The sequence below is a fragment of the Thermocrispum agreste DSM 44070 genome (assembly GCF_000427905.1).
GTDB classification, from domain to species: Bacteria; Actinomycetota; Actinomycetes; order Mycobacteriales; family Pseudonocardiaceae; genus Thermocrispum; species Thermocrispum agreste.
In genome coordinates this window covers 40,362-58,077 of the sequence record NZ_KE386603.1, presented here as the reverse complement: position 1 = coordinate 58,077, position 17,716 = coordinate 40,362, and the positions used below count along the sequence as shown (strand labels likewise).

18 protein-coding genes, 1 tRNA gene and 1 pseudogene are annotated in these 17,716 nt (G+C 69.8%); 7 read left to right on the top strand and 13 right to left on the bottom strand.

All coding sequences use genetic code 11. The annotated features are described in order from the left end of the window. Nucleotides 1-282, top strand: a 282-nt coding sequence (gene argS, locus YWY_RS0110510; protein ID WP_028847559.1) for an arginine--tRNA ligase domain-containing protein, incomplete at its 5' end; no start/stop codon positions are given. A 126-nt stretch (nucleotides 283-408) separates the two neighbouring features. Here argS (YWY_RS0110510) and YWY_RS21435 read toward each other — a convergent pair. Then, the gene (locus YWY_RS21435; RefSeq protein ID WP_156899195.1) at nucleotides 409-1,200 is read right to left on the bottom strand and encodes a phosphatase PAP2 family protein; all 792 of its coding nucleotides are present in this window, start codon (nucleotides 1,198-1,200) and stop codon (nucleotides 409-411) included. A gap of 148 nt (nucleotides 1,201-1,348) precedes the next feature. Between YWY_RS21435 and YWY_RS24785 the strand changes: the two are divergent. Then, nucleotides 1,349-2,041: pseudogene (locus tag YWY_RS24785) on the top strand (hypothetical protein); the annotation flags it as partial. 106 nt (nucleotides 2,042-2,147) lie between these two features. Then, entirely contained in the window at nucleotides 2,148-3,338 is a 1,191-nt protein-coding gene (gene argS / locus YWY_RS24780) for an arginine--tRNA ligase (protein WP_342665119.1), read from the top strand. Between the two features lie 423 nt (nucleotides 3,339-3,761). On the opposite strand, the gene YWY_RS0110495 is transcribed toward argS (YWY_RS24780), so the two are convergent. From YWY_RS0110495 to YWY_RS0110475, 5 genes are all read right to left on the bottom strand, one after another. Further along, nucleotides 3,762-3,837, bottom strand: a tRNA-Ala gene (locus YWY_RS0110495). A gap of 51 nt (nucleotides 3,838-3,888) precedes the next feature. Next, entirely contained in the window at nucleotides 3,889-4,818 is a 930-nt protein-coding gene (sepX, locus tag YWY_RS0110490) for a divisome protein SepX/GlpR (RefSeq protein ID WP_028847558.1), read from the bottom strand. 130 nt (nucleotides 4,819-4,948) lie between these two features. Beyond that, nucleotides 4,949-5,626: a GNAT family N-acetyltransferase gene (locus YWY_RS0110485; RefSeq protein ID WP_051310145.1), complete on the bottom strand. Its 678-nt coding sequence runs from the start codon at nucleotides 5,624-5,626 to the stop codon at nucleotides 4,949-4,951. Between the two features lie 10 nt (nucleotides 5,627-5,636). Continuing rightward, the gene (gene glp / locus YWY_RS0110480; RefSeq protein WP_084609184.1) at nucleotides 5,637-6,962 is read right to left on the bottom strand and encodes a molybdotransferase-like divisome protein Glp; all 1,326 of its coding nucleotides are present in this window, start codon (nucleotides 6,960-6,962) and stop codon (nucleotides 5,637-5,639) included. Further along, nucleotides 6,959-7,858: a UTP--glucose-1-phosphate uridylyltransferase gene (locus YWY_RS0110475; protein ID WP_028847555.1), complete on the bottom strand. Its 900-nt coding sequence runs from the start codon at nucleotides 7,856-7,858 to the stop codon at nucleotides 6,959-6,961. The genes glp and YWY_RS0110475 overlap by 4 nt, the downstream gene beginning before the upstream one ends. Nucleotides 7,859-7,887: 29 nt before the next feature. Here YWY_RS0110475 and YWY_RS0110470 point away from each other — a divergent pair, with 29 nt between their 5' ends. The 4 genes from YWY_RS0110470 (at nucleotide 7,888) to mscL (ending at nucleotide 10,829) form a co-directional block, all read left to right on the top strand. Next, entirely contained in the window at nucleotides 7,888-8,499 is a 612-nt protein-coding gene (locus tag YWY_RS0110470; protein ID WP_084609267.1) for a 5-formyltetrahydrofolate cyclo-ligase, read from the top strand. Between the two features lie 684 nt (nucleotides 8,500-9,183). Continuing rightward, a complete protein-coding gene (locus YWY_RS21425) occupies nucleotides 9,184-9,465 on the top strand; it encodes an FmdB family zinc ribbon protein (RefSeq protein WP_038044999.1) in 282 nt (93 codons plus the stop codon). Nucleotides 9,466-9,660: 195 nt separating this feature from the next. Beyond that, complete coding sequence (locus tag YWY_RS23725) at nucleotides 9,661-10,341, top strand: SAF domain-containing protein (RefSeq protein ID WP_084609182.1); 681 nt, start codon at nucleotides 9,661-9,663, stop codon at nucleotides 10,339-10,341. An 86-nt stretch (nucleotides 10,342-10,427) separates the two neighbouring features. Then, entirely contained in the window at nucleotides 10,428-10,829 is a 402-nt protein-coding gene (mscL, locus tag YWY_RS0110450; RefSeq protein WP_028847551.1) for a large conductance mechanosensitive channel protein MscL, read from the top strand. Nucleotides 10,830-11,460: 631 nt separating this feature from the next. Here mscL and YWY_RS21420 read toward each other — a convergent pair. The 7 genes from YWY_RS21420 to YWY_RS0110415 form a co-directional block, all read right to left on the bottom strand. Then, nucleotides 11,461-11,802, bottom strand: a complete 342-nt coding sequence (locus YWY_RS21420; protein ID WP_038044998.1) for a hypothetical protein — start codon at nucleotides 11,800-11,802, stop codon at nucleotides 11,461-11,463. A gap of 120 nt (nucleotides 11,803-11,922) precedes the next feature. Further along, complete coding sequence (locus YWY_RS0110440) at nucleotides 11,923-12,432, bottom strand: MogA/MoaB family molybdenum cofactor biosynthesis protein (RefSeq protein ID WP_028847550.1); 510 nt, start codon at nucleotides 12,430-12,432, stop codon at nucleotides 11,923-11,925. Nucleotides 12,433-12,628: 196 nt separating this feature from the next. Next, the gene (locus YWY_RS0110435) at nucleotides 12,629-13,741 is read right to left on the bottom strand and encodes a S1C family serine protease (RefSeq protein WP_051310244.1); all 1,113 of its coding nucleotides are present in this window, start codon (nucleotides 13,739-13,741) and stop codon (nucleotides 12,629-12,631) included. 162 nt (nucleotides 13,742-13,903) lie between these two features. Next, nucleotides 13,904-15,259, bottom strand: a complete 1,356-nt coding sequence (locus YWY_RS0110430; protein ID WP_051310243.1) for a sensor histidine kinase — start codon at nucleotides 15,257-15,259, stop codon at nucleotides 13,904-13,906. An 83-nt stretch (nucleotides 15,260-15,342) separates the two neighbouring features. Continuing rightward, on the bottom strand, nucleotides 15,343-16,035 hold the full coding sequence (locus tag YWY_RS0110425) for a response regulator transcription factor (RefSeq protein WP_028847547.1): 693 nt from the start codon (nucleotides 16,033-16,035) through the stop codon (nucleotides 15,343-15,345). A 48-nt stretch (nucleotides 16,036-16,083) separates the two neighbouring features. After that, nucleotides 16,084-16,692 (bottom strand): trimeric intracellular cation channel family protein, encoded by a 609-nt coding sequence (locus YWY_RS0110420; RefSeq protein ID WP_028847546.1) that lies wholly within the window; start codon nucleotides 16,690-16,692, stop codon nucleotides 16,084-16,086. After that, nucleotides 16,689-17,342 carry a response regulator gene (locus YWY_RS0110415; protein WP_028847545.1) on the bottom strand — a complete coding sequence of 218 codons (654 nt, stop codon included), beginning with the start codon at nucleotides 17,340-17,342 and terminating at the stop codon, nucleotides 16,689-16,691. Before YWY_RS0110415 ends, YWY_RS0110420 begins: the two co-directional genes overlap by 4 nt. Between the last annotated feature and the right edge of the window lie 374 nt (nucleotides 17,343-17,716).

The following is a 17,716-nucleotide window of genomic DNA, read 5'->3' as shown; positions in this document are numbered from 1 at the left end:
ATCGTCGCCGAGTCCGAGAAGGCGTTCCGAGAGATCTACGACCGGCTGGGGGTGCTGCTCACCCCGGAGGACTCGGTCGGCGAGTCGTTCTACAAGCCGATGCTCGCGGACGTGGTCGCCGAGCTCACCGATGCCGGGATCGCGGTGGAGGACGACGGCGCGCTGGTGATCTTCTCCGAGGAGGTGACCGGGCCGGCTCACAGCGCTGGAGTGAACTGGACCGTCACCGCCTGGCGCCGAGGTGATCCAGAACCTGGCAGTCACCGCACAGCGCTGGGGTGAACCAGCCAGTCACCGCACAGCGCTGGGTGCGCGACGCGGTCGGGCGTGCCACGCCCGACCGCGGCCACCGCCCCGATGCCGGGCGGCCGGCGCCGTGGTGCGCTGCCGGAGCGTGCCGGATGCCACCTAGTCGGATTGTGCCCGCGACACCACCTGGTCCTTCACCGCGAGCCATGCCAGTGCCGCGCACCCGACCGCGACCGCGGCGAAGACCGCCGACTGCCCCAAGGAGTCCGACCGCGAGCCACCTATCACCGCGCCGACGACAGCACACGCGGATGCCGCCGCCACGGTGGCGGGACGAGCAGCGAACGTCGGCGCCACGGTGGGCCGCAGCCACAGCGCGAGCCGGTACGCGATGCACACCAGCAGGGTGGAGCCCACCACGTCGCTGGGCCGATGGTGGAGGGTGGCTTGCACGGCGCCGGCGACCATGGCCAGCCAAGCCGCCCCGACTACCAGAAGCCACGGCCGCAGTCGTTCCGGCACGGCGAACAAGGCCGCCACAACCAGCGCGGACGCCACCGCGGCATGACCGCTGGGGAAACTCGGCTCGACGAAGTAAACCGGTGCGTTCACCAGATCCGGCCGGGGCAGAACTTGTCCGAGCACTTCGGCGGCCCCGATCGCGGCACCCGCGACACAGACCGCGGCCGCTCCCTGCCACCAGCACCGCCGCACCAGGGTGAGCAGCACAAGCACGAGCAGCCCCACCGCCGCTGTCGGCAGCGCGAGCTCACCCAGCGGGGGAAGCGTCGGCCCGGTAGCGGAATAGGCACCCGAGAACTCGTGTATCCAGGCCGGCTTGCTCCCGTTCTCGCTCGACAACACGGCGTTCTCGATGCGCTGCCCGATCGGGGTGCAGACAGCCAGCAGATACAAGACGAGAAAACCGAGCAGGAAAAGCACGAACGGCACAGAGGCCCTGCCGGGTGCGCTGCGCGCCGGAAGCGCTACGTCGCGAGCACGGTCAGCTGATGGGTCGTGAGGCATTCCGTCTTCTTCTCTCGGATTCGGCGAGGACCGGCACGGCAGGCACCGATCATGGTGGGCTCGACGAGCAACCATGGTGGCACCGGCTGTGCCACCACAACCGGACGCGCCGGTTACCACCTGGTCGAGCTCTCGGGTGCAGCCGAAAGCGGCAGCGAGCGGCCGTCGCCCGCGGTCTCCCACCTTTGCCGGCGACAGCGGTCATTCCCCTCACGCGGGGAGCGGACCGGTGGGTTCAGCACGCCGCGCCGGCAAGCCGCGGCCGCTGCATTCGGCGTCTCGACGGGCACCGCGGTTCGGCGAGCACAACGGCGCCTGGGACACTGAAGGCCTCGAAGGAGGGCTTGATTCCGTGTCCCATCGCGAGTCGAACCACGAAGTCCGGCCGCTGCTCGGCCAGGTCGCCGACAGCGTGTCGCAAGCGATCGCGCATGCCTACCCCGAGCTGGCCGGGGCCGATCCGTTGGTGCGCCGAAGCGAGCACGCCGACTTCCAGTCGAACGCGGCGCTCGCGCTGGCCAAACGCGCCCGCAGCAAACCGACCGACCTCGCCCACACGCTCACCTCGGCGATGGCCGGGGAGCGGGTCGAGCGTGTCGAGGTCTCCGGTCCCGGCTTTCTCAACATCACGGTGCCCGACCAGCTGATCTGGGGCCAGGTCGCCGCTCGGCTGGCCAGTCCCCGCCTCGGCGTCGGCACGCCCACCGCGGGGCAGCGCATCGTGATCGACTACTCCGCACCGAACATCGCCAAGGAGATGCACGTCGGTCACCTGCGCACCACGATCATCGGCGACAGTCTGGCGCGGGGGCTCGGTTTCCTTCCTCTAGTACCTCGACGAGCACCCGGACGCCGCGTGGCACCACGACGAACTGGCGGCGGGCACCTCGGCTGTCTCCGCGCTCGACGAGCTGTATCGGGCCGCCCGGGCGGCTTTCGACGCCGACCCCGAGTTCGCCGAGCGGTCCCGCAAGCGGGTGGTCGCGCTGCAGTCCGGCGACCCGGACACGGTCGCGCGCTGGAAGGAGATCGTCGCCGAGTCCGAGAAGGCGTTCCGAGAGATCTACGACCGGCTGGGGGTGCTGCTCACCCCGGAGGACTCGGTCGGCGAGTCGTTCTACAACCCGATGCTCGCCGACGTGGTCGCCGAGCTCACCGATGCCGGGATCGCCGTGGAGGACGACGGCGCGCTGGTGATCTTCTCCGACGAGGTGACCGGGCCGGACGGCAAGCCCGCGCCGTTGATGGTGCGCAAGCGCGACGGCGGCTACGGCTACGACACCACGGACCTGGCGACCATCCGCTACCGGATCCAGCAGCTGAAGGCCGACCGGCTGCTGTACGTCACCGACTACCGGCAGGCGCTGCACTTCCAGCTGATTTTCGAAGCCGCGCGGCGCGCCGGGTGGCTGACCGACGACATCGAGGCCACCCACGTGCCGTACGGCACGGTGCTCGGCCGGGACGGCCGCCCGTTCAAGACGCGTTCCGGCGGCACGGTGCGGTTGATGGATCTGCTCGACGACGCGGTGGCCCGGGCGCGCCAGGTCGTGCACGAGAAGAATCCGGAGCTGCCCGCCGAGGAGCTGGACCGGATCGCCGAGCAGGCCGGGATCGGCGCGGTCAAGTACGCCGATTTGTCGACATCACGGATCAAGGACTACGTCTTCGACGTCGACCGCATGGTGTCGTTCACCGGCAACACCGGGGTCTACCTGCAGTACGCGCACACTCGCATCCGCTCGATTCTGCGGAAAGCAGGCGACCCCGAGACCACGATCGACCCGGCGGTGGAACTGCATCCGGCGGAGCGGGCGCTGGCGCTCGAGCTGGACGACTACGGGGCGACGCTTGCCGCGGTCGCCGAGAGCCTGGAACCGCACAAGCTGTGCGGCTACCTCTACGACCTGGCACGCGACTTCACCGCCTTCTACGAGGCCTGCCCGGTGCTCAACGCCGAGGAGCCGGTGCGGAGCAACCGGCTGGCGCTCTGCCGGCTGACCGCGCGGACGCTGCACCACGGGCTCGGTCTGCTCGGCATCAGCGCTCCCGAGCGCATGTGACGACCGCCGGCGCACTTGCGCCGACGGCTGCATGACAAGCGGCTTGGCAACTCGGGGCGTGGCCGCCCGGCCGGATGTCGTCCTGGCTCATCACGGCGTCGGCGCGTGGCGGCCACGGCCGCGGAAGCCTCAGCGTGGCGCGGTGGCCATCCGGGGCGTCCCTTGTTCACGCCACTGTCGTACCCCAGGGCCAAGCGGGCCGCGCCGATTCGAGACGGCCCCTGCTGCACACACCCGTCCGCCGTTCCTCTGGCTGGATGGTCGCTGAGCAGCGTGTTCGGCTGGCAGTGGTCGCTCCGCTCGCCATGGTCGCGGTGACGCGCAAAGGAGGACGAGAGGACGTGGCACCGCCGTCGCTGCCGAACCTGCCGAGAAACGACGAAAGCCGCTTCCGCTCGACCTGCGGAAACGGCTTCCTTCGGTTGGTGGAGCTGAGGGGAATCGAACCCCTGACCTCCTCGATGCGAACGAGGCGCGCTACCAACTGCGCTACAGCCCCTTGCGGCGCGATGAGCATAGCAAGCCGCTCGATCACCCCGTGCAGCAGGGGTTACTCTCCCACCGCACGGCGGTAGAACGGGCGCTCGTCCGGCTCGGCCAGCTCGTGGAACGCCGGGTCCTCGTCGTAGACGTCGACCACCACCGCGTTGCGCGGGATCTCGCGCGGCTCGGGGCGCGGCCGCCGCTGCGGACGTGCGGGCGCCACGTGCTCGTCCGCCACTTCGTAGTCGTCGGCGTAGTGGTCGTCGTAGTCCTCGTGGTACTCCGCGCTTTCCTCGTGGTACTCGGCCCGCAGGTCGCGCTCGAATCTGCGGTCGTAGATGCGGTCGAGCTCCTCTTCCCGCAGGCGACGGCGCTTCGCCGAGCGTTGCCCGGCCAGCCGGGCCATCCTGCGCTGCCGGATCTCGTTCTCGATCCGCACCTGCCTGCGCAGGTAGACCAGGTAGCCGGCCAGCAGCGTGCCGGAAGTGCCGGTCAGCCACCACAGCGGGGCGAACAGCACGGCCGCCACGATCGCCGACAGCGCGGTGATCAGCAGCAGGGTCAGCACGACCCGCTGCCGGAAGGCGTACTTCGCCCGCGCGGCCAGCTCCGCGGCGTGCGGGTCGAACCCGCCCCGGCCGGGCCGGTAGCGCCGCTGCGGGCGCGGCAGTGGCTCTTCGTAGTCGTCGACGGAGTAGTCGTGCGCCATGACATCCGCCCGAGTGAGACGCTCATCACCGAACTCGCCCCGGTCGTCGGCCTCGGAGCGACGGCCGTCGGCCTCGGCGTCCTCGTCGTGCTCTTCGTGGTGGTCCTCATCGCGCTCGGTGGGCTCGGTCGTGCCCTCCTCGTCGTGGTCGCTGCCGGCGCGCACCACGCGGGATGCCAGCGCGTCCTCGCCTGTCTCGGCGATTTCCTGGCGTTTGCGGACGACCATCGGTACGAGCACGACAAGCCACGCCACCGCAAGCGCGACGATGATCAACGAGCTGGGCATCTCGGCTCCCCGCTGCACTACTCCATGTTCTCGTCACGCTAGTCACACCAGTAACAGATCGCTTGGAGGCTCGCCGTAATCGGTCACGGAAAGTCGTCACCGGATCGGGGCATCTCGTGGGATCTTCGGATCAGGCGCGCTCGGCGCCGCCGGACGCCAGCAGGCGGGCGACCAAACCCTTACCCGTCTCCTCCGCGGTGAGCGCGAAGCACAGGTGGTCGCGCCAATCGCCGTCGACGTGCAAGTACCGCTCGAACATGCCCTCTTTGCGGAAGCCGTGCTTGGCCAGCACACGCAGGCTCGCGGCGTTGTCCGGACGCACCGTCGCCTCCAGACGGTGCAGACCGGCCTCGCCGAAGGCGTGGTCGACTGCGAGCGCTACGGCGGCAGTGGCGACGCCCTGCGACGCCTGCTCCGAGTCCACCCAGTAGCCGATCCATGCCGACTGCAACGCCCCTCGCACGATGTTGCCGATGGTCACCTGCCCGGCGAAGGCCCCGTCGACGGTGATCGCGAAGGGCAAACAGACGCCGCGCCGGGCCAGCGTGCGCAGTCCGGCCCACTGCGCATGCCAGGCCAATCCGCTGTGCCGTTCCGGCCATGTGCCGGGCGCCGAGGGCTCCCAGCGTTCCAGATAGTCACGGTCGCGGAGGCGGATCCGCCGCCATGCCCTGCCGTCCCGCAGCCGAACCGGGCGTAACGCGACGACCCCGGCGCGCACCCGCAGCGGCCCGAGCTGCGCCGGCCAGCCGGGGTGCTTCCCTTCCGGCTGCGCGACCACGCCGGTGAGCTGCTGCGGCCGAGACATGAGCCGCACGTTAGCCGCGCTGCGCCAGGAAGGCGACCTGCACTTCTTCGCCCGCGGTGATCTCGGTCTGCAATTCACCCACCGTGATCAAGCAATTCGCCTCGGCAAGCGACGACAGCAGGTTCGTGCCCGACAGGCCGAGCGGCTGCACCAGGTACTCGCCGTTGCTCTCGTCGCGCAGCAGTTGCCCGCGCAGGTAGCCGCGGCGGCCCTGGACGGACGTCACCGGCGACAACAGGCGAGCGGTGACCACCCGCCGGTGTGGGTAGCGGGAACCACGCGCAGCCTTGATCAACGGGCGCACGAACACCTCGAAGACCACCAGCGCGCTCATCGGGTTGCTGGGCAGCAGGAACGTCGGCACGGCGTCCGGCCCGAGCCTGCCGAATCCCTGGGTCGAGCCGGGGTGCATGGCCACGCGGGTCTGTTCGATGTGCCCGAAGTCGGACAGCGCGGCGCACACGTCCTCCCCGGCGCTGCCACCGGCACCGCCCGCGATGACCACGATCTCCGACATCAGCAGACGCCCCTCGACGATCTCGCGCAGCCTGCTCGGCTCGGTGGAGACGATGCCGACCCGGCTGACCTCCGCGCCTGCGTCCCGCGCGGCGGCGGCCAGGGCGTAGGAGTTCACGTCGTAGACCTGGCCCACCGTGGGGGTGCGGTCGACGTCGACCAGCTCGTCGCCGACGGAGATGATCGACACCCTGGGCCGGGGGTAGACCAGGACCTTGGAGCGTCCCACGGCGGCCAGCAGGCCGACCTGAGCGGCGCCGATGATGTCGCCCTTGCGGACGGCGACGTCGCCGATCTGCACGTCCTCACCCATCCGCCGCAGATAGGCCGCGGACGGCACGCTTCGGTGGATCTGCACCCGCGCCGGGTGGTTGTTGGTGTACTTCAGCGGGACGACCGCGTCCGCCAGCGTCGGCAGGGGTGCCCCGGCAGCCACGCGGACGGCCTGTCCGGGCTGGAGGCGGCGCGGCTGGAGCGAGCCGGCGTGGATCTCCCCGACCACCGGCATCTCGATCGGGTTCTCCTCCGTCGCTTCGCGCACGTCGACGCTGCGCACCGCGTAGCCGTCGACCGCGGCCTGGTCGAAGCCGGGGAGCGCCTGCTGGGCGACCACTTCCTCCGCGCACAGCAGACCCTGTGATTCCGAGATCGCCACCCGCACGGGGCGTGGCCGGACCGCGGCGGCCAGTACCCTGGCGAGCTGGTCGTCCACCGACCGGTAGTCGTCGTCCGGTGTGGGCTGCTCGACCGCGTCGGACACCGCCGTCGCCGCGATGTCGGCTCCGACGTGGTCGTCGTGCTGCTGCTCGGGTGTGGTCATGGTCGTGCGATTCTGTCCGTCAACCAGGCGCGCAGTTCCGGCCCATAGTCCGGATCCTGCAGGGCGAAGTCGACCGCGGCACGCAGGAAGCCGCCGGGGTTGCCCAAGTCGTGACGGTCACCGCGGTGCACCACCACGTGCACCGGATGCCCTTCCTGGATCAACAGCGCCACCGCGTCGGTGAGCTGGAGCTCGCCCCCGGCGCCCGGCTCGATCCGGCGCAGCGCGTCGAAGATCGCCCGGTCGAGCAGGTAACGGCCGGCCGCGGCGAACGTCGAGGGGGCTTGCTCGGCAGGCGGCTTCTCCACCATGCCGTGGACCCGCTTGACGTCGGCGTCGTCGGTGTCGCTGACGTCGAAGACTCCGTAGGCGGAGATTTCCTCCTTCGGGATGTCGAAAGCACACAGGACGCTGCCGCCGTGCTCGGCGCGTACCTTGGCCATCCGCTCCAGGATCCCGTGGGGCAGCACGAGGTCGTCCGGCAGCAGTACGGCCACCACGTCGTCCTCCGGCCCGAGGTTCGGCTCGGCGCACGCCACCGCGTGGCCGAGGCCGAGTGCCTGTTCCTGGATGGCGACTTCGACCTCGAGCAGTTCCGGGGCCCGGCGGATCTTGGCCAGTTGGCCGGTCTTGCCTTTCTCCTCCAGTGACCGTTCCAATTCCGGTGCGGGCCGGAAGTAGGCGGCGATGGACTGTTTCGCCGGGGAGGTGACGATGACCAGACGCTCGGCACCTGCTTGCCTGGCTTCGTCGGCGACCAGCTCGATCGCCGGGGTGTCCACGACCGGCAGCAGCTCTTTGGGGACCGATTTGGTCGTGGGGAGGAAGCGTGTGCCCAGGCCGGCTGCGGGCACGATGGCGGTGGTGAACGTCTGGTGCTCAGCGCTGGCCGTCATGGTCATGAGCCTAACGTGAGGTGGTGATCGTGTCCGGGAACGAACCGGCCCGTGGCGCGCAGCGCGCGTGGGGCAAGGACGACTGGCGCGCTCATGTGCTCTCCGCACGGAAAGCCCTGTCGGCCGAGGAACACCAACGCGAGGCCGAGCAACTGGCCACGGCCGTCGTCGACGTCGCGGCGGGGCACGGCACGGGCACGGTGGCCTGTTACGTGCCGTTCGACACCGAACCGGGCTCGCTCGATCTGGTCGACGGGCTGCGCGATCTCGGTGTACGGGTGCTGCTGCCAGTGGTGCCGAAGAAGCGTGCCCCCTTGTTGTGGACGGTGTACGAGGGGCACGACAGCCTGGCGGAGGGTCCGCTGCCCGGGTTGCTGGAACCTGCCGGCGACCGGTTGCCGCCGGAGACGATCGCCGAGGCGGGGGTGATCTTCGTGCCCGCGCTGGCCGTGGACAGCCGTGGCGTCCGCCTCGGGCGTGGAGCCGGGTACTACGACCGGAGCCTGCCGCTGGTGGACCCCGACGCGGATTTGGTCGGGGTGGTGCGGGACGACGAGTTCGTGCCGTATCTGCCTGACGAGCCGCACGACGCACGGTTGACATCGGTGCTTACGCCGCGTGCGGGCTATCGACGGCTGTGAGACTGGTACGACTGGTCGGGCTCGTCGTCCTCGCCGATCGTGGCGGCAGTGATCGGCTGGCACCGTGCGCCGTTGCCAAGTCCTGCGCGAGCACCGCGGCCGACAACTCGGCAAACCAGTGTTGAGGTCGCATCTCGCGCCGAGTACCCAGTCCAGACAGCAGACCGCGACCGACAGCGGCTGGGGGGTGCTGTCGGACATCCGCGACGTCGGCACGGTCGGGGTCCAGCGACCCACCGTTGACATCGGGTCTCGGCGCCGAGCAGTCCGGACAGGAGACTGCGGTGGACAGCTCCCGCGCCCGCAGTGACGGGCCCATGCGCCGGACACAAAGTCCCCGGCAGACACCGCCGCCCGCGGCTCCGAGACTCACCGATGACTGCGGCCTTCGCGCCGATCCCGTTGAGGACACCGTGATCCGCTGATCATGCGCGTCTGCGCCGACATCGGCCCTCTCCCAGCCCAGGCCTCGGCGTCGATGTCGACCTGCCGTCTGCCACGGCTTCTGCCCGGCAGCCGGCGGAGCCCGACGTGGCCCCTGTGCCGACGCAGGCATGGGCACCGGTGCCCCTGCTCGACTGCGTGTGAGCTAGACCTGTTTGCCAGCCGGAAAACGCATGCCGCACAATGGGATTGGCACTCGAGCCGCTCGAGTGCCAGAACTCTGCCGATGAGGAGTCTTCGGTGCCCACCTATCAGTACGCCTGCAAGGAATGTGACCACCGGTTCGAGGCGGTCCAGTCGTTCAGCGACGCGAGCTTGACCGAGTGCCCGGAGTGTTCCGGTCCGCTGCGCAAACTGTTCGGCTCGGTCGGCGTGATCTTCAAGGGCAGCGGCTTCTACCGCACCGACTCCCGCGCTGCGTCCAGCTCGAACGGCTCGTCCAGCTCCAACGGTTCCGGCGACAAGTCGAGTTCGTCGTCCAGCTCCTCGTCCAGCTCGAGCGCGACCGCCAAGGCGTCCTGAGCGCGCTCGGATCCACCCGGCCATTCGTGATCACCGTCGTCGGATCCGCCGAGACATCCTGACCATCGCACGCGAGTCCGACGATTTCGCCTGCCCACGTGCCCGGAGCGGCAAGTTGTCCACAAGGGCCGAGTTGTCCACAGGCGGCGTTGCGGCAGGTGGGAGGCGCACGCTGCGAACCGTAGCGTTCGAGGCATGCCTGACATCGCCCGTGTGCTTCGCTCCCTTGTTCCGTGGCTTTCCCGCCGTCCTCGGCCCCGCCGTCACATCGGCCGAGGAATCCTGACGGCCACCGGCGTCCGTCGCGTCCTCGCGGTGCTGCTGATGGCAGCGGCAGCGGTGCTGGCTGTCCGGCCTGCGTCCAGTGCGGGTGAGCCACGCTCCCCGGCCGTCGTGACAAGTCGCGACGTCGCCCCGTGGCGCAAGCTCGAGCCTCCCGACCTGCGTGTCGTGCGGCTGCCGCGCAGCGCACTTCCTGACGGCGTACTGACCAGGCCCGAAGCCGCCGTCGGCAGGATGCTGTCCGGCCCTGCCCGGCGCGGAGAACCACTGACCGACGCGCGGCTCGTCAGCCGGGTGCAGAGCACCACGTCCGGCGCCGGGGACACGGCGACTGTGCCGATTCGGCTTGCCGATGGCGCCGTCGCGGCGTTGTTGAGGCCAGGTGCCCTCGTCGACGTCGTCACGGTGACTGATTCCGAGGAGGGTGTCCGCACGCTCGCCAGCGGCGCGAGCGTCGTGGCTGTGACCGAAAGTGGAGATGCCGGGCCCGGCGAGCACGATGCGCGCCTGGTGCTCCTGGAATTGCCCACTGCGAGGGCGAACCGGGTGGCAGCCGTGTCGCTGAGTCGACCGGTGACCGTTACGCTTCGTTAGCCCCTGTCGCTGTGGCATCCATCACACGAACGAGTGACAGGCGGGACGGAAGGGCCGCTCGCAGGAGCAGTCAAGGAGGGCACGTCATGCTCAAGGGGTTCAAAGAGTTCATCATGCGGGGGAACATCGTTGAACTCGCGGTCGCGGTCGTCGTGGGAACCGCGTTCGTCGACCTCGTGACGATCTTCACCAACAGCATCATCAACCCGCTGATCGCCTCCTTCGGTGGCAGCAGCAACGTGGGCCTGGCGATTCAGCTGGTCGACGGAAACCCGAAGTCCGTGCTGGACTTCGGCGCAGTGATCAACGGTGCGGTGACGTTCCTGCTGACCGCGGCGGTGGTGTACTTCCTGGTCGTGCTGCCGTTCAACAAGATCCAGGCGCGGATCAAGGCACGCCGCGGCATCCCGCAGCAGGAGGAGCCGCCGAGCGACAACGAACTGCTGATCGAGATCAGGGACTTGCTGAAAGCTCAGGCCAACCACTGACAGAGCGAGGTGACGCCGGGGCGCCGAGCCTGTTGCGAGGCCGTGGTGCGGCGCCCCGGCTGAGGGTGACGCTGGACGGGCAGGGCATACCTGGGCGCTCGACCCCGCATGGCGCTCGGCGCGCAGGCAACTCCATGAGCTTGCCAACGGCTCACCGCGCCCGGATGGGTTCACGGGTGTCCTTCGCCGCCGCGGACGGCCGCCAGCGACCATCGACGGCCGGCACGCACGTCACGACGAGACACATTCCGGAGATCGGCCGACGTTTCGTCGATCCGGCGTCCGGGTGCTGAGCGAAACCACCAACTACTGAGCGAGGCAACCAACCCGTAAGCGAAGCGACTCCATTGCTGAACAGAGCGTCCGGATGCCGAGCGAAACCGCCGGTTACTGAGCGAAGTGGCCAGCTGCTGAGGGAAGCAGCCTGCTTCTGAACGAACGCGAGTGCCGAGGCCTCCCCGTGGGACATAGCCAATCTCGGCGAACACCTGCGAGAGGCGGCGTGCCCGGGAATGAGCGGCCTCGGCGCGCCCCTGGGCCAATGCCGGTGAGGCAATGGACGCCGCAGTGTGGCCATGCCCGAAGCTCAGTGACGCGGCGGGCGATTGGCTGGTGGTGCAGGGGCGATTGGTCAGTGGTGCGGTGGGCGATTGGCCAAATACCACTCGTCCCGGTCACCCTCCCGCGGCGAGAAATCCCGCTCGTCGGAGGTGGTCTCCGGGAGGACATCGCCGAACACCTCGTGGATCCGCCGAGCGGAGACGGCCGCCCGCCGAGCGCTCTGCTTGCGGGGTGGCTCCGCCGCGCCGGTACCGGACTGATCCGACTCAGGACCGGTGGCGGACTGATCCGACGCAGGAGCGATGCCGGACTGACCCGCCCCGGAACCGCTGCCGAGGTGATCCGCGGCAGGCCGCGCGGGATCGCGCTGCTCACCACCGGTGTCGCCGTGGTCCCGGTCGAGCTCGGACATGGTGCCATCATGGCACGCCCGGCCGACAGATCCGGCGGGGGAGCGTTGCCGCCGACCGGGAGCAGCATTACCCCAGCGCAGCCTGCCACCAGCCGAGATCAGCATTACCTCCAGCCGGGATCAGGGCTCGGGCTCGAGGGCGCCGGACAATTCGGAGATGACGTGCGGCACGAGCGAGGCCAGCGTGGCCATGCCGTCACGCACCGCAGCCCGGGAGCCCGCCAGGTTGACCACCAGCGTGCTGCCCGAGATACCGACCAGGCCCCGGGAGATGCCGGCATCCACCGCACCCGCCGACAGCCCGGAGGAACGCAGTGCCTCGGCGATGCCCGGGATGGTCTGGTCGAGCACGCCCTGGGTCGCCTCCGGCGTCACGTCGCGCGGCGACACACCGGTGCCACCGACCGTGATCACCAGGTCCGCCCCGCCGATCACCGCGGTGTTCAAGGCATTGCGGATGGAGACCGTGTCGCCGGGGACGCTGACCGTGCCGTCGACGATGAAGCCGACCTCCTTCAACAGCTCGGTGACCAGCGGACCCGTGGTGTCCTCGACCTCGCCGTTGGCGACTCGATCGTCGACGACGACGACCAACGCTCTCCCCAACCGTTGCGCCGCACTGCGTTCCATGGCCGTTACGTTAGTCGGTGGCCGAGCCGCCACGCGCAGTGAGGTTCTCCCGACGCGATCCGTGTCGGCCTCCGCCCGCCGCCCAGCACCGCCATCCGTGGCTCCCCGCGCTCGTTACCAGGGTTCGGCGGAAGGAAGGCGATCGGTGCAGGTCGCTTGCGTCCGGTACGCACTCTGGACGTTGCGTCCGGTGTCGTCAGTTGCCCGGCACGGGCTCGGCCCCCAGCGTGACCTCGACCGTGCGGCCGCTCTGCAAGGTCAGGACGACCTTCTCCCCTGGCGCCCGGGTCCGCACCGCGGCCACCAGCTCGTCGGCGTCCTCGACCCGGCGGTCACCGATCTTCACCACCACGTCGCCCTCCTTGAGCCCAGCCTTCGCCGCCGGGGAGTCCTGCAGCACGCGGACGATCTGCGCCCCGCCGTTCGGGGCGTCGCCGACCATCGTGCCGATGTAGGTCTGCGTCGCCTTACCGGTCTCGATGATCTCGTCCGCGGTGCGGCGCGCCTGGTCGATCGGGATGGCGAAGCCGATGCCGATGTTGCCGACCCGGCCCCCGTCGCTGGAGCTCGACGGGCTGTAGATGGCCGAGTTGATGCCGATCACCCGGCCGTTCATGTCCACCAGCGGGCCGCCGGAGTTCCCCGGGTTGATGGCCGCGTCGGTCTGGATCGCGTCCATCGCGGTCGCCTGGTCACCACGGCCTCCCGCGGTCACCGGACGGTTCAGCGCGCTGATGATGCCCGCCGTCACCGTTCCGGACAGATCGTACGGGGAGCCGATGGCCACCACGGTCTGGCCGACCCGCAGATCGTCCGACCTGCCCAGCTCGACCGGCTGCAACCCCTTCACACCCTCGGCTTTGACCACCGCGATGTCGGTGGTCGGGTTGCGCCCGACCACCGACGCCTTGGCGTCCTGGCCGTCGTGGAACACCACCCGGATATGACCCCGCCCTTCGGCGGCGGCCTCGACCACGTGGTTGTTGGTCATGATGTAGCCGTCGTCGGTCAGGATGAAACCGGAGCCCTCCCCGACCGACCCGGGACCGCTGACCTCCAGCTGCACCACGCTGGGCGAGACCTTCTCGGCGACCGCCTCGATACTGCCCTTGGGCGCGCTGCCCGTCTGCCGCGCCGGCCGCTCCTGCTCCAGCGCGTTGATCGTCGGCCCGGGGTCGACACGCTCGGCCGCGAGGTACCCGCTCACCCCGCCTGCCCCGGCGCCGACCAGCAACGACAGCACCGCCACCCCGGCGATCAACCCGCCGCGCCGCTTGCGCTCTCCGGACGGCGCCTGGGGGTATCCCATCGGTGGATACGTCGGTGTCCCGGCATGGTGGGCCGCCCGCTGCATTTCCTCGATCGACCACACCCGGTTCGCTGACGTCGGCTCGTCGTTGTGCTGCATGTCTCCACCGTGCGCTGCGGTCCTGAGAAGGGGCTGAGGCCACCCTGTGGGCTCACTTCAAGACTAGCCGGGCTCGCCCGGCAGCCGGATGGTGAGCAACGCGCCGCCACGAGCCGACCGGCCGGCGTACACGGTGCCGCCGTGCCGCAACGCGGCCTGCTTGACGATGGCCAGACCCAGGCCGGAACCGGGCAGCCCGCGGGCACTCACCGAGCGGTAGAACCGGTCGAAGACGTGGGGAATGTCCTCGTCAGCGATGCCCGGTCCTTCGTCGGCGACCTCCACCACCGCGGTGCCGTCGCCGAGCGGACGCAGCCGCACCTCGACCGTACCGCCCTCCGGCGAGAACTTCACCGCGTTGTCCAGCAGGTTCAACACCGCACGCTCCAGCTCGGTGGAGTCCCCGTACAGTGTCCACGGCTGCAGCGACACGTCGAATTCCACACTTCCGGCCCGCCGGCGAGCACGTTCCAGCGCACGCTCGACGACGTCGACCATGTCGACCTGATCCGGCTCCGGGGGCGGAGCGTCACCGCGAGCCAGCAGCGACAGATCGCCGATCAACTGCGTGATCTCGTCGAGCTGCCCGGTGATGTCACGCGCGATCTCCGCGCGGTCCTGGTCGGACAGCCGCCGGGCACCGGGCTTGTCGGCCGCCAGGAGCAGCTCCAAGTTGGTCCGCATGGACGTCAACGGGGTGCGCAGTTCGTGCCCGGCGTCGGCGACCAGTTGGCGCTGCTTTTCCTGGGCGTCGGCCACCGCGGCCAGCATCCGGTTGAAGCTGAACGTCAGACGGGCCAGCTCGTCGTCACCGGAAACCGGAATCGGCCGCAGGTCGCCGGTGGCCGACACCCGCTCGGTCGCCGCCGTCAGGTTCTCCACCGGCCGCAGGCTCCCCCTGGCCACCGCGGTGCCCGCACCGGCGGCGACCACGACACCCGCACCGCCGATGACGAACAACACGACGGCCAGCCTGCGCAGGATGTTCTGGGTCGGCTCGAGCGGCTGAGCCAGCACCATCGCCTCACCCGGGCCGGACGGCAGCGCGATCACGCGCGAGTTCGATTTCGGCTCGGTCCGCAGCGAGAACGAGCTGTCACCGGTGGCCACCCGCAGCTCCGGCTCTCCCCACGGCGGAGCGTGGCCGACCGGGTTGCGCATCTGCGCCACCCCGGTCGCGGACAACGACAGCACACCGATCTCGATGTCGGTCGAGGCCAGGAAAGCCGCGGGAATCTGCTCCACGCGGTTGGTCACCGGCGGCGCCTGCACGGCGTTCTGCGCGCGTTCGATCAGCTGCTCGTCCAGCGTCTCGTACAGATTCGCCCGCATGGTGAAGTAGGCGCCGAGCGAGACCAACGCGACCGTGACCGCCACACAGCTGGCGGCCAGCAGCGACACCCGCTTGCGCAGCGACATCCGCCAGCGCGCCGGACCGGGGTCGACGTCCCCTCCGCCACCGTCGGACTCGGTCACCCAGGTGCTCCCGGGAGCAGGTCGGGTCACGGAGGGGTCTCCCGCAGCACGTACCCGACACCGCGCACGGTGTGGATCAAGCGGGGCTCGCCACCGGCCTCCGTCTTACGTCGCAGGTATCCGATGTAGACCTCGAGGGCGTTGCCGGACGTCGGGAAGTCGTAGCCCCACACCTCTTCCAGGATCCGGCTCCGCGTCAGCACGTGCTTCGGGTATGTCATCAGCAGCTCGAGCAGCGCGAACTCGGTACGCGTGAGGCTGATGCTCCGCTCCCCGCGGGTCACCTCCCTGGTCGCCGGATTCAACGTGAGGTCGGCGAACTGCAGCACGGATGCCTGCCCACCACCCGCCGGCTCGGCAGACGCACGGCGCAACAGCGCGCGCAACCGGGCAAGCAGCTCCTCCAACGCGAACGGCTTGGGCAGGTAGTCGTCGGCTCCCGCGTCCAACCCGGCCACCCGGTCCGACACCGCGTCCCGCGCGGTCAGCACCAGGATCGGCAGGTCGTCTCCCCTGCTGCGCAGCCTGCGAGCCACTTCGAGCCCGTCCACGCGCGGCATCATCACGTCGAGCACCATGGCGTCCGGCCGGTTGGCCTCGATGGCCTCGAGTGCCTGGGCACCGTCGCTGGCCAGGTCGACGGAATAGCCGTTGAACTCCAGTGATCGGCGCAGCGACTCCCGCACCGCCCGGTCGTCGTCGACGACAAGAATGCGCATGCGCACAGTCTTACTCCCCAGGCTGAGCCTCCGCTGAGAACGGCGGGGTCAGTCGGGCTTCCGTGGTACCGGTGCGTGCCATTTCCGCCACAGCGCCAGCAGCCGGACTGCGATCACCAGCGCGGCGGCGACGACCGTGACCGGCCCTTGCGGAAGCTGCAGCGCGTGCCCCACGCCGACCACCACGGCGCCGACCAAGGCAGCGAGCGCGTAGATCTCCCGCCGCAGCACCACCGGGATCTCCCGCAACAACAAGTCGCGCGCCGCACCACCGCCGATCCCGGTGGTCATCCCGATCAAACACGCCGTGTAGACGGGGGCTTGGGCATCGAGGGCGATCGCCGTGCCCGACGTCGCGAAGACACCGAGCCCGACCGCGTCGGCGACCAGCACGGGCCGCCGGAGCCGGGCGACCTGCGGATGGAAGAAGAACACCACCAGCGCGGTCACCGCACAGACGGTCAGGAACTGCCACGTCCGCAACGTCATCGGCGGATGGATCCCGAGCAGCACGTCACGCATGATCCCGCCGCCGAGTCCGGTGGTCGTGGCCAGCACGGCGACACCGAACAAGTCGAGCCGGGCGTGGACGGCCGCAAGAGCGCCGGACGCGGCGAAGGCCACCACGCCGATCAGCTCGAGCGCCAGGAGCATCAGTCGTCGAGCAGGCCGCCCCGATAGGCCAGCAGCGCCGCCTGCACCCGGTTGGCTGCGCCGATCTTGGCCAGCACCGACGACACGTAGCCCTTCACCGTGGCCTCGGAGAGGAACAACGTCGACCCGATCTCGGAATTGGACATTCCCTTGGCGATCAGGGTGACCACTTCGCGTTCCCGCTCCGACAGCGACGCCAGCAGCTCACGCGCCGGGGCCGCGGCACGCTGCTCGTCACGCTGTGCACGGATGATCCGCGCCGCCACGCCGGGGTCGAGCACCGCACCGCCGCGCGCCAGGTCACGAACCGCCTGCGCCAGCTGGGCGGGGCGGATGTCCTTGAGCAGGAACCCTTGTGCCCCGGCGCTCAACGCACGGGAGACGTAGCTGTCGATGTCGAACGTAGTCAGCATGGCCACCGCGGGCGGCTCGGCCAGCGCGAGGATGCCGTGCAACGCCTCCAGGCCGTCTTCCTCGCCTGCCATCTTGATGTCCAGCAGCGCGACGTCCGGATGGTGCCGACGAGCGACCTCCACCGCCGATCGTCCATCGGCTGCCTCGCCGACGACCTCCATGTCCTCGGCACCGGACAGCATCGTGCGCAAACTCGAGCGGACGATTTCCTCGTCGTCCGCGAACATCACCCTGATCACTGGCGTCCTCCGACCTGGCCTTCGACATGGAGAGGCTACTCACCTAGGTAGACGCACGAGACCGGCACAGGTGTACGCGCGGGCAGAAGATTCACGCTGCGGGTTGACGATCGATCGCCAGCCGCGCATGCGCCCGGTCGTCGAACCGGAACAAGCCAGCTTGGGCAACGAGCCATGCGCGGCGGCTTCAGCTACCCCGGCGACCGGCCGTGCCACCTCGGAGCACGGCGCGGACGACCTGGCGCAGCCGCTCACGTCACCGGGTTGCGATGGCCGTGCCCGGCCAGCGGCGGGGGATGTACGCAGCGTCCTGTCGTCGAGTCGCTTGCTCACCCGTGCCGCACCGTCGCTCGGCAGGCCGGGCGACACACTGC

Excerpts from the sequence above, each read along its gene's own strand:
- YWY_RS0110430 (WP_051310243.1), bottom strand. The coding sequence starts at position 15,259 with ATGTCGCTGCGCAAGCGGGTGTCGCTGCTGGCCGCCAGCTGTGTGGCG.
- YWY_RS0110475 (WP_028847555.1), bottom strand. The coding sequence starts at position 7,858 with ATGACGGCCAGCGCTGAGCACCAGACGTTCACCACCGCCATCGTGCCC.
- YWY_RS0110440 (WP_028847550.1), bottom strand. The coding sequence starts at position 12,432 with ATGGAACGCAGTGCGGCGCAACGGTTGGGGAGAGCGTTGGTCGTCGTC.
- YWY_RS0110485 (WP_051310145.1), bottom strand. The coding sequence starts at position 5,626 with ATGTCTCGGCCGCAGCAGCTCACCGGCGTGGTCGCGCAGCCGGAAGGG.
- YWY_RS23725 (WP_084609182.1), top strand. The coding sequence starts at position 9,661 with ATGCCTGACATCGCCCGTGTGCTTCGCTCCCTTGTTCCGTGGCTTTCC.
- glp (WP_084609184.1), bottom strand. The coding sequence starts at position 6,962 with ATGACCACACCCGAGCAGCAGCACGACGACCACGTCGGAGCCGACATC.
- YWY_RS0110425 (WP_028847547.1), bottom strand. The coding sequence starts at position 16,035 with ATGCGCATTCTTGTCGTCGACGACGACCGGGCGGTGCGGGAGTCGCTG.
- YWY_RS0110435 (WP_051310244.1), bottom strand. The coding sequence starts at position 13,741 with ATGGGATACCCCCAGGCGCCGTCCGGAGAGCGCAAGCGGCGCGGCGGG.
- sepX (WP_028847558.1), bottom strand. The coding sequence starts at position 4,818 with ATGCCCAGCTCGTTGATCATCGTCGCGCTTGCGGTGGCGTGGCTTGTC.
- mscL (WP_028847551.1), top strand. The coding sequence starts at position 10,428 with ATGCTCAAGGGGTTCAAAGAGTTCATCATGCGGGGGAACATCGTTGAA.
- YWY_RS21420 (WP_038044998.1), bottom strand. The coding sequence starts at position 11,802 with ATGTCCGAGCTCGACCGGGACCACGGCGACACCGGTGGTGAGCAGCGC.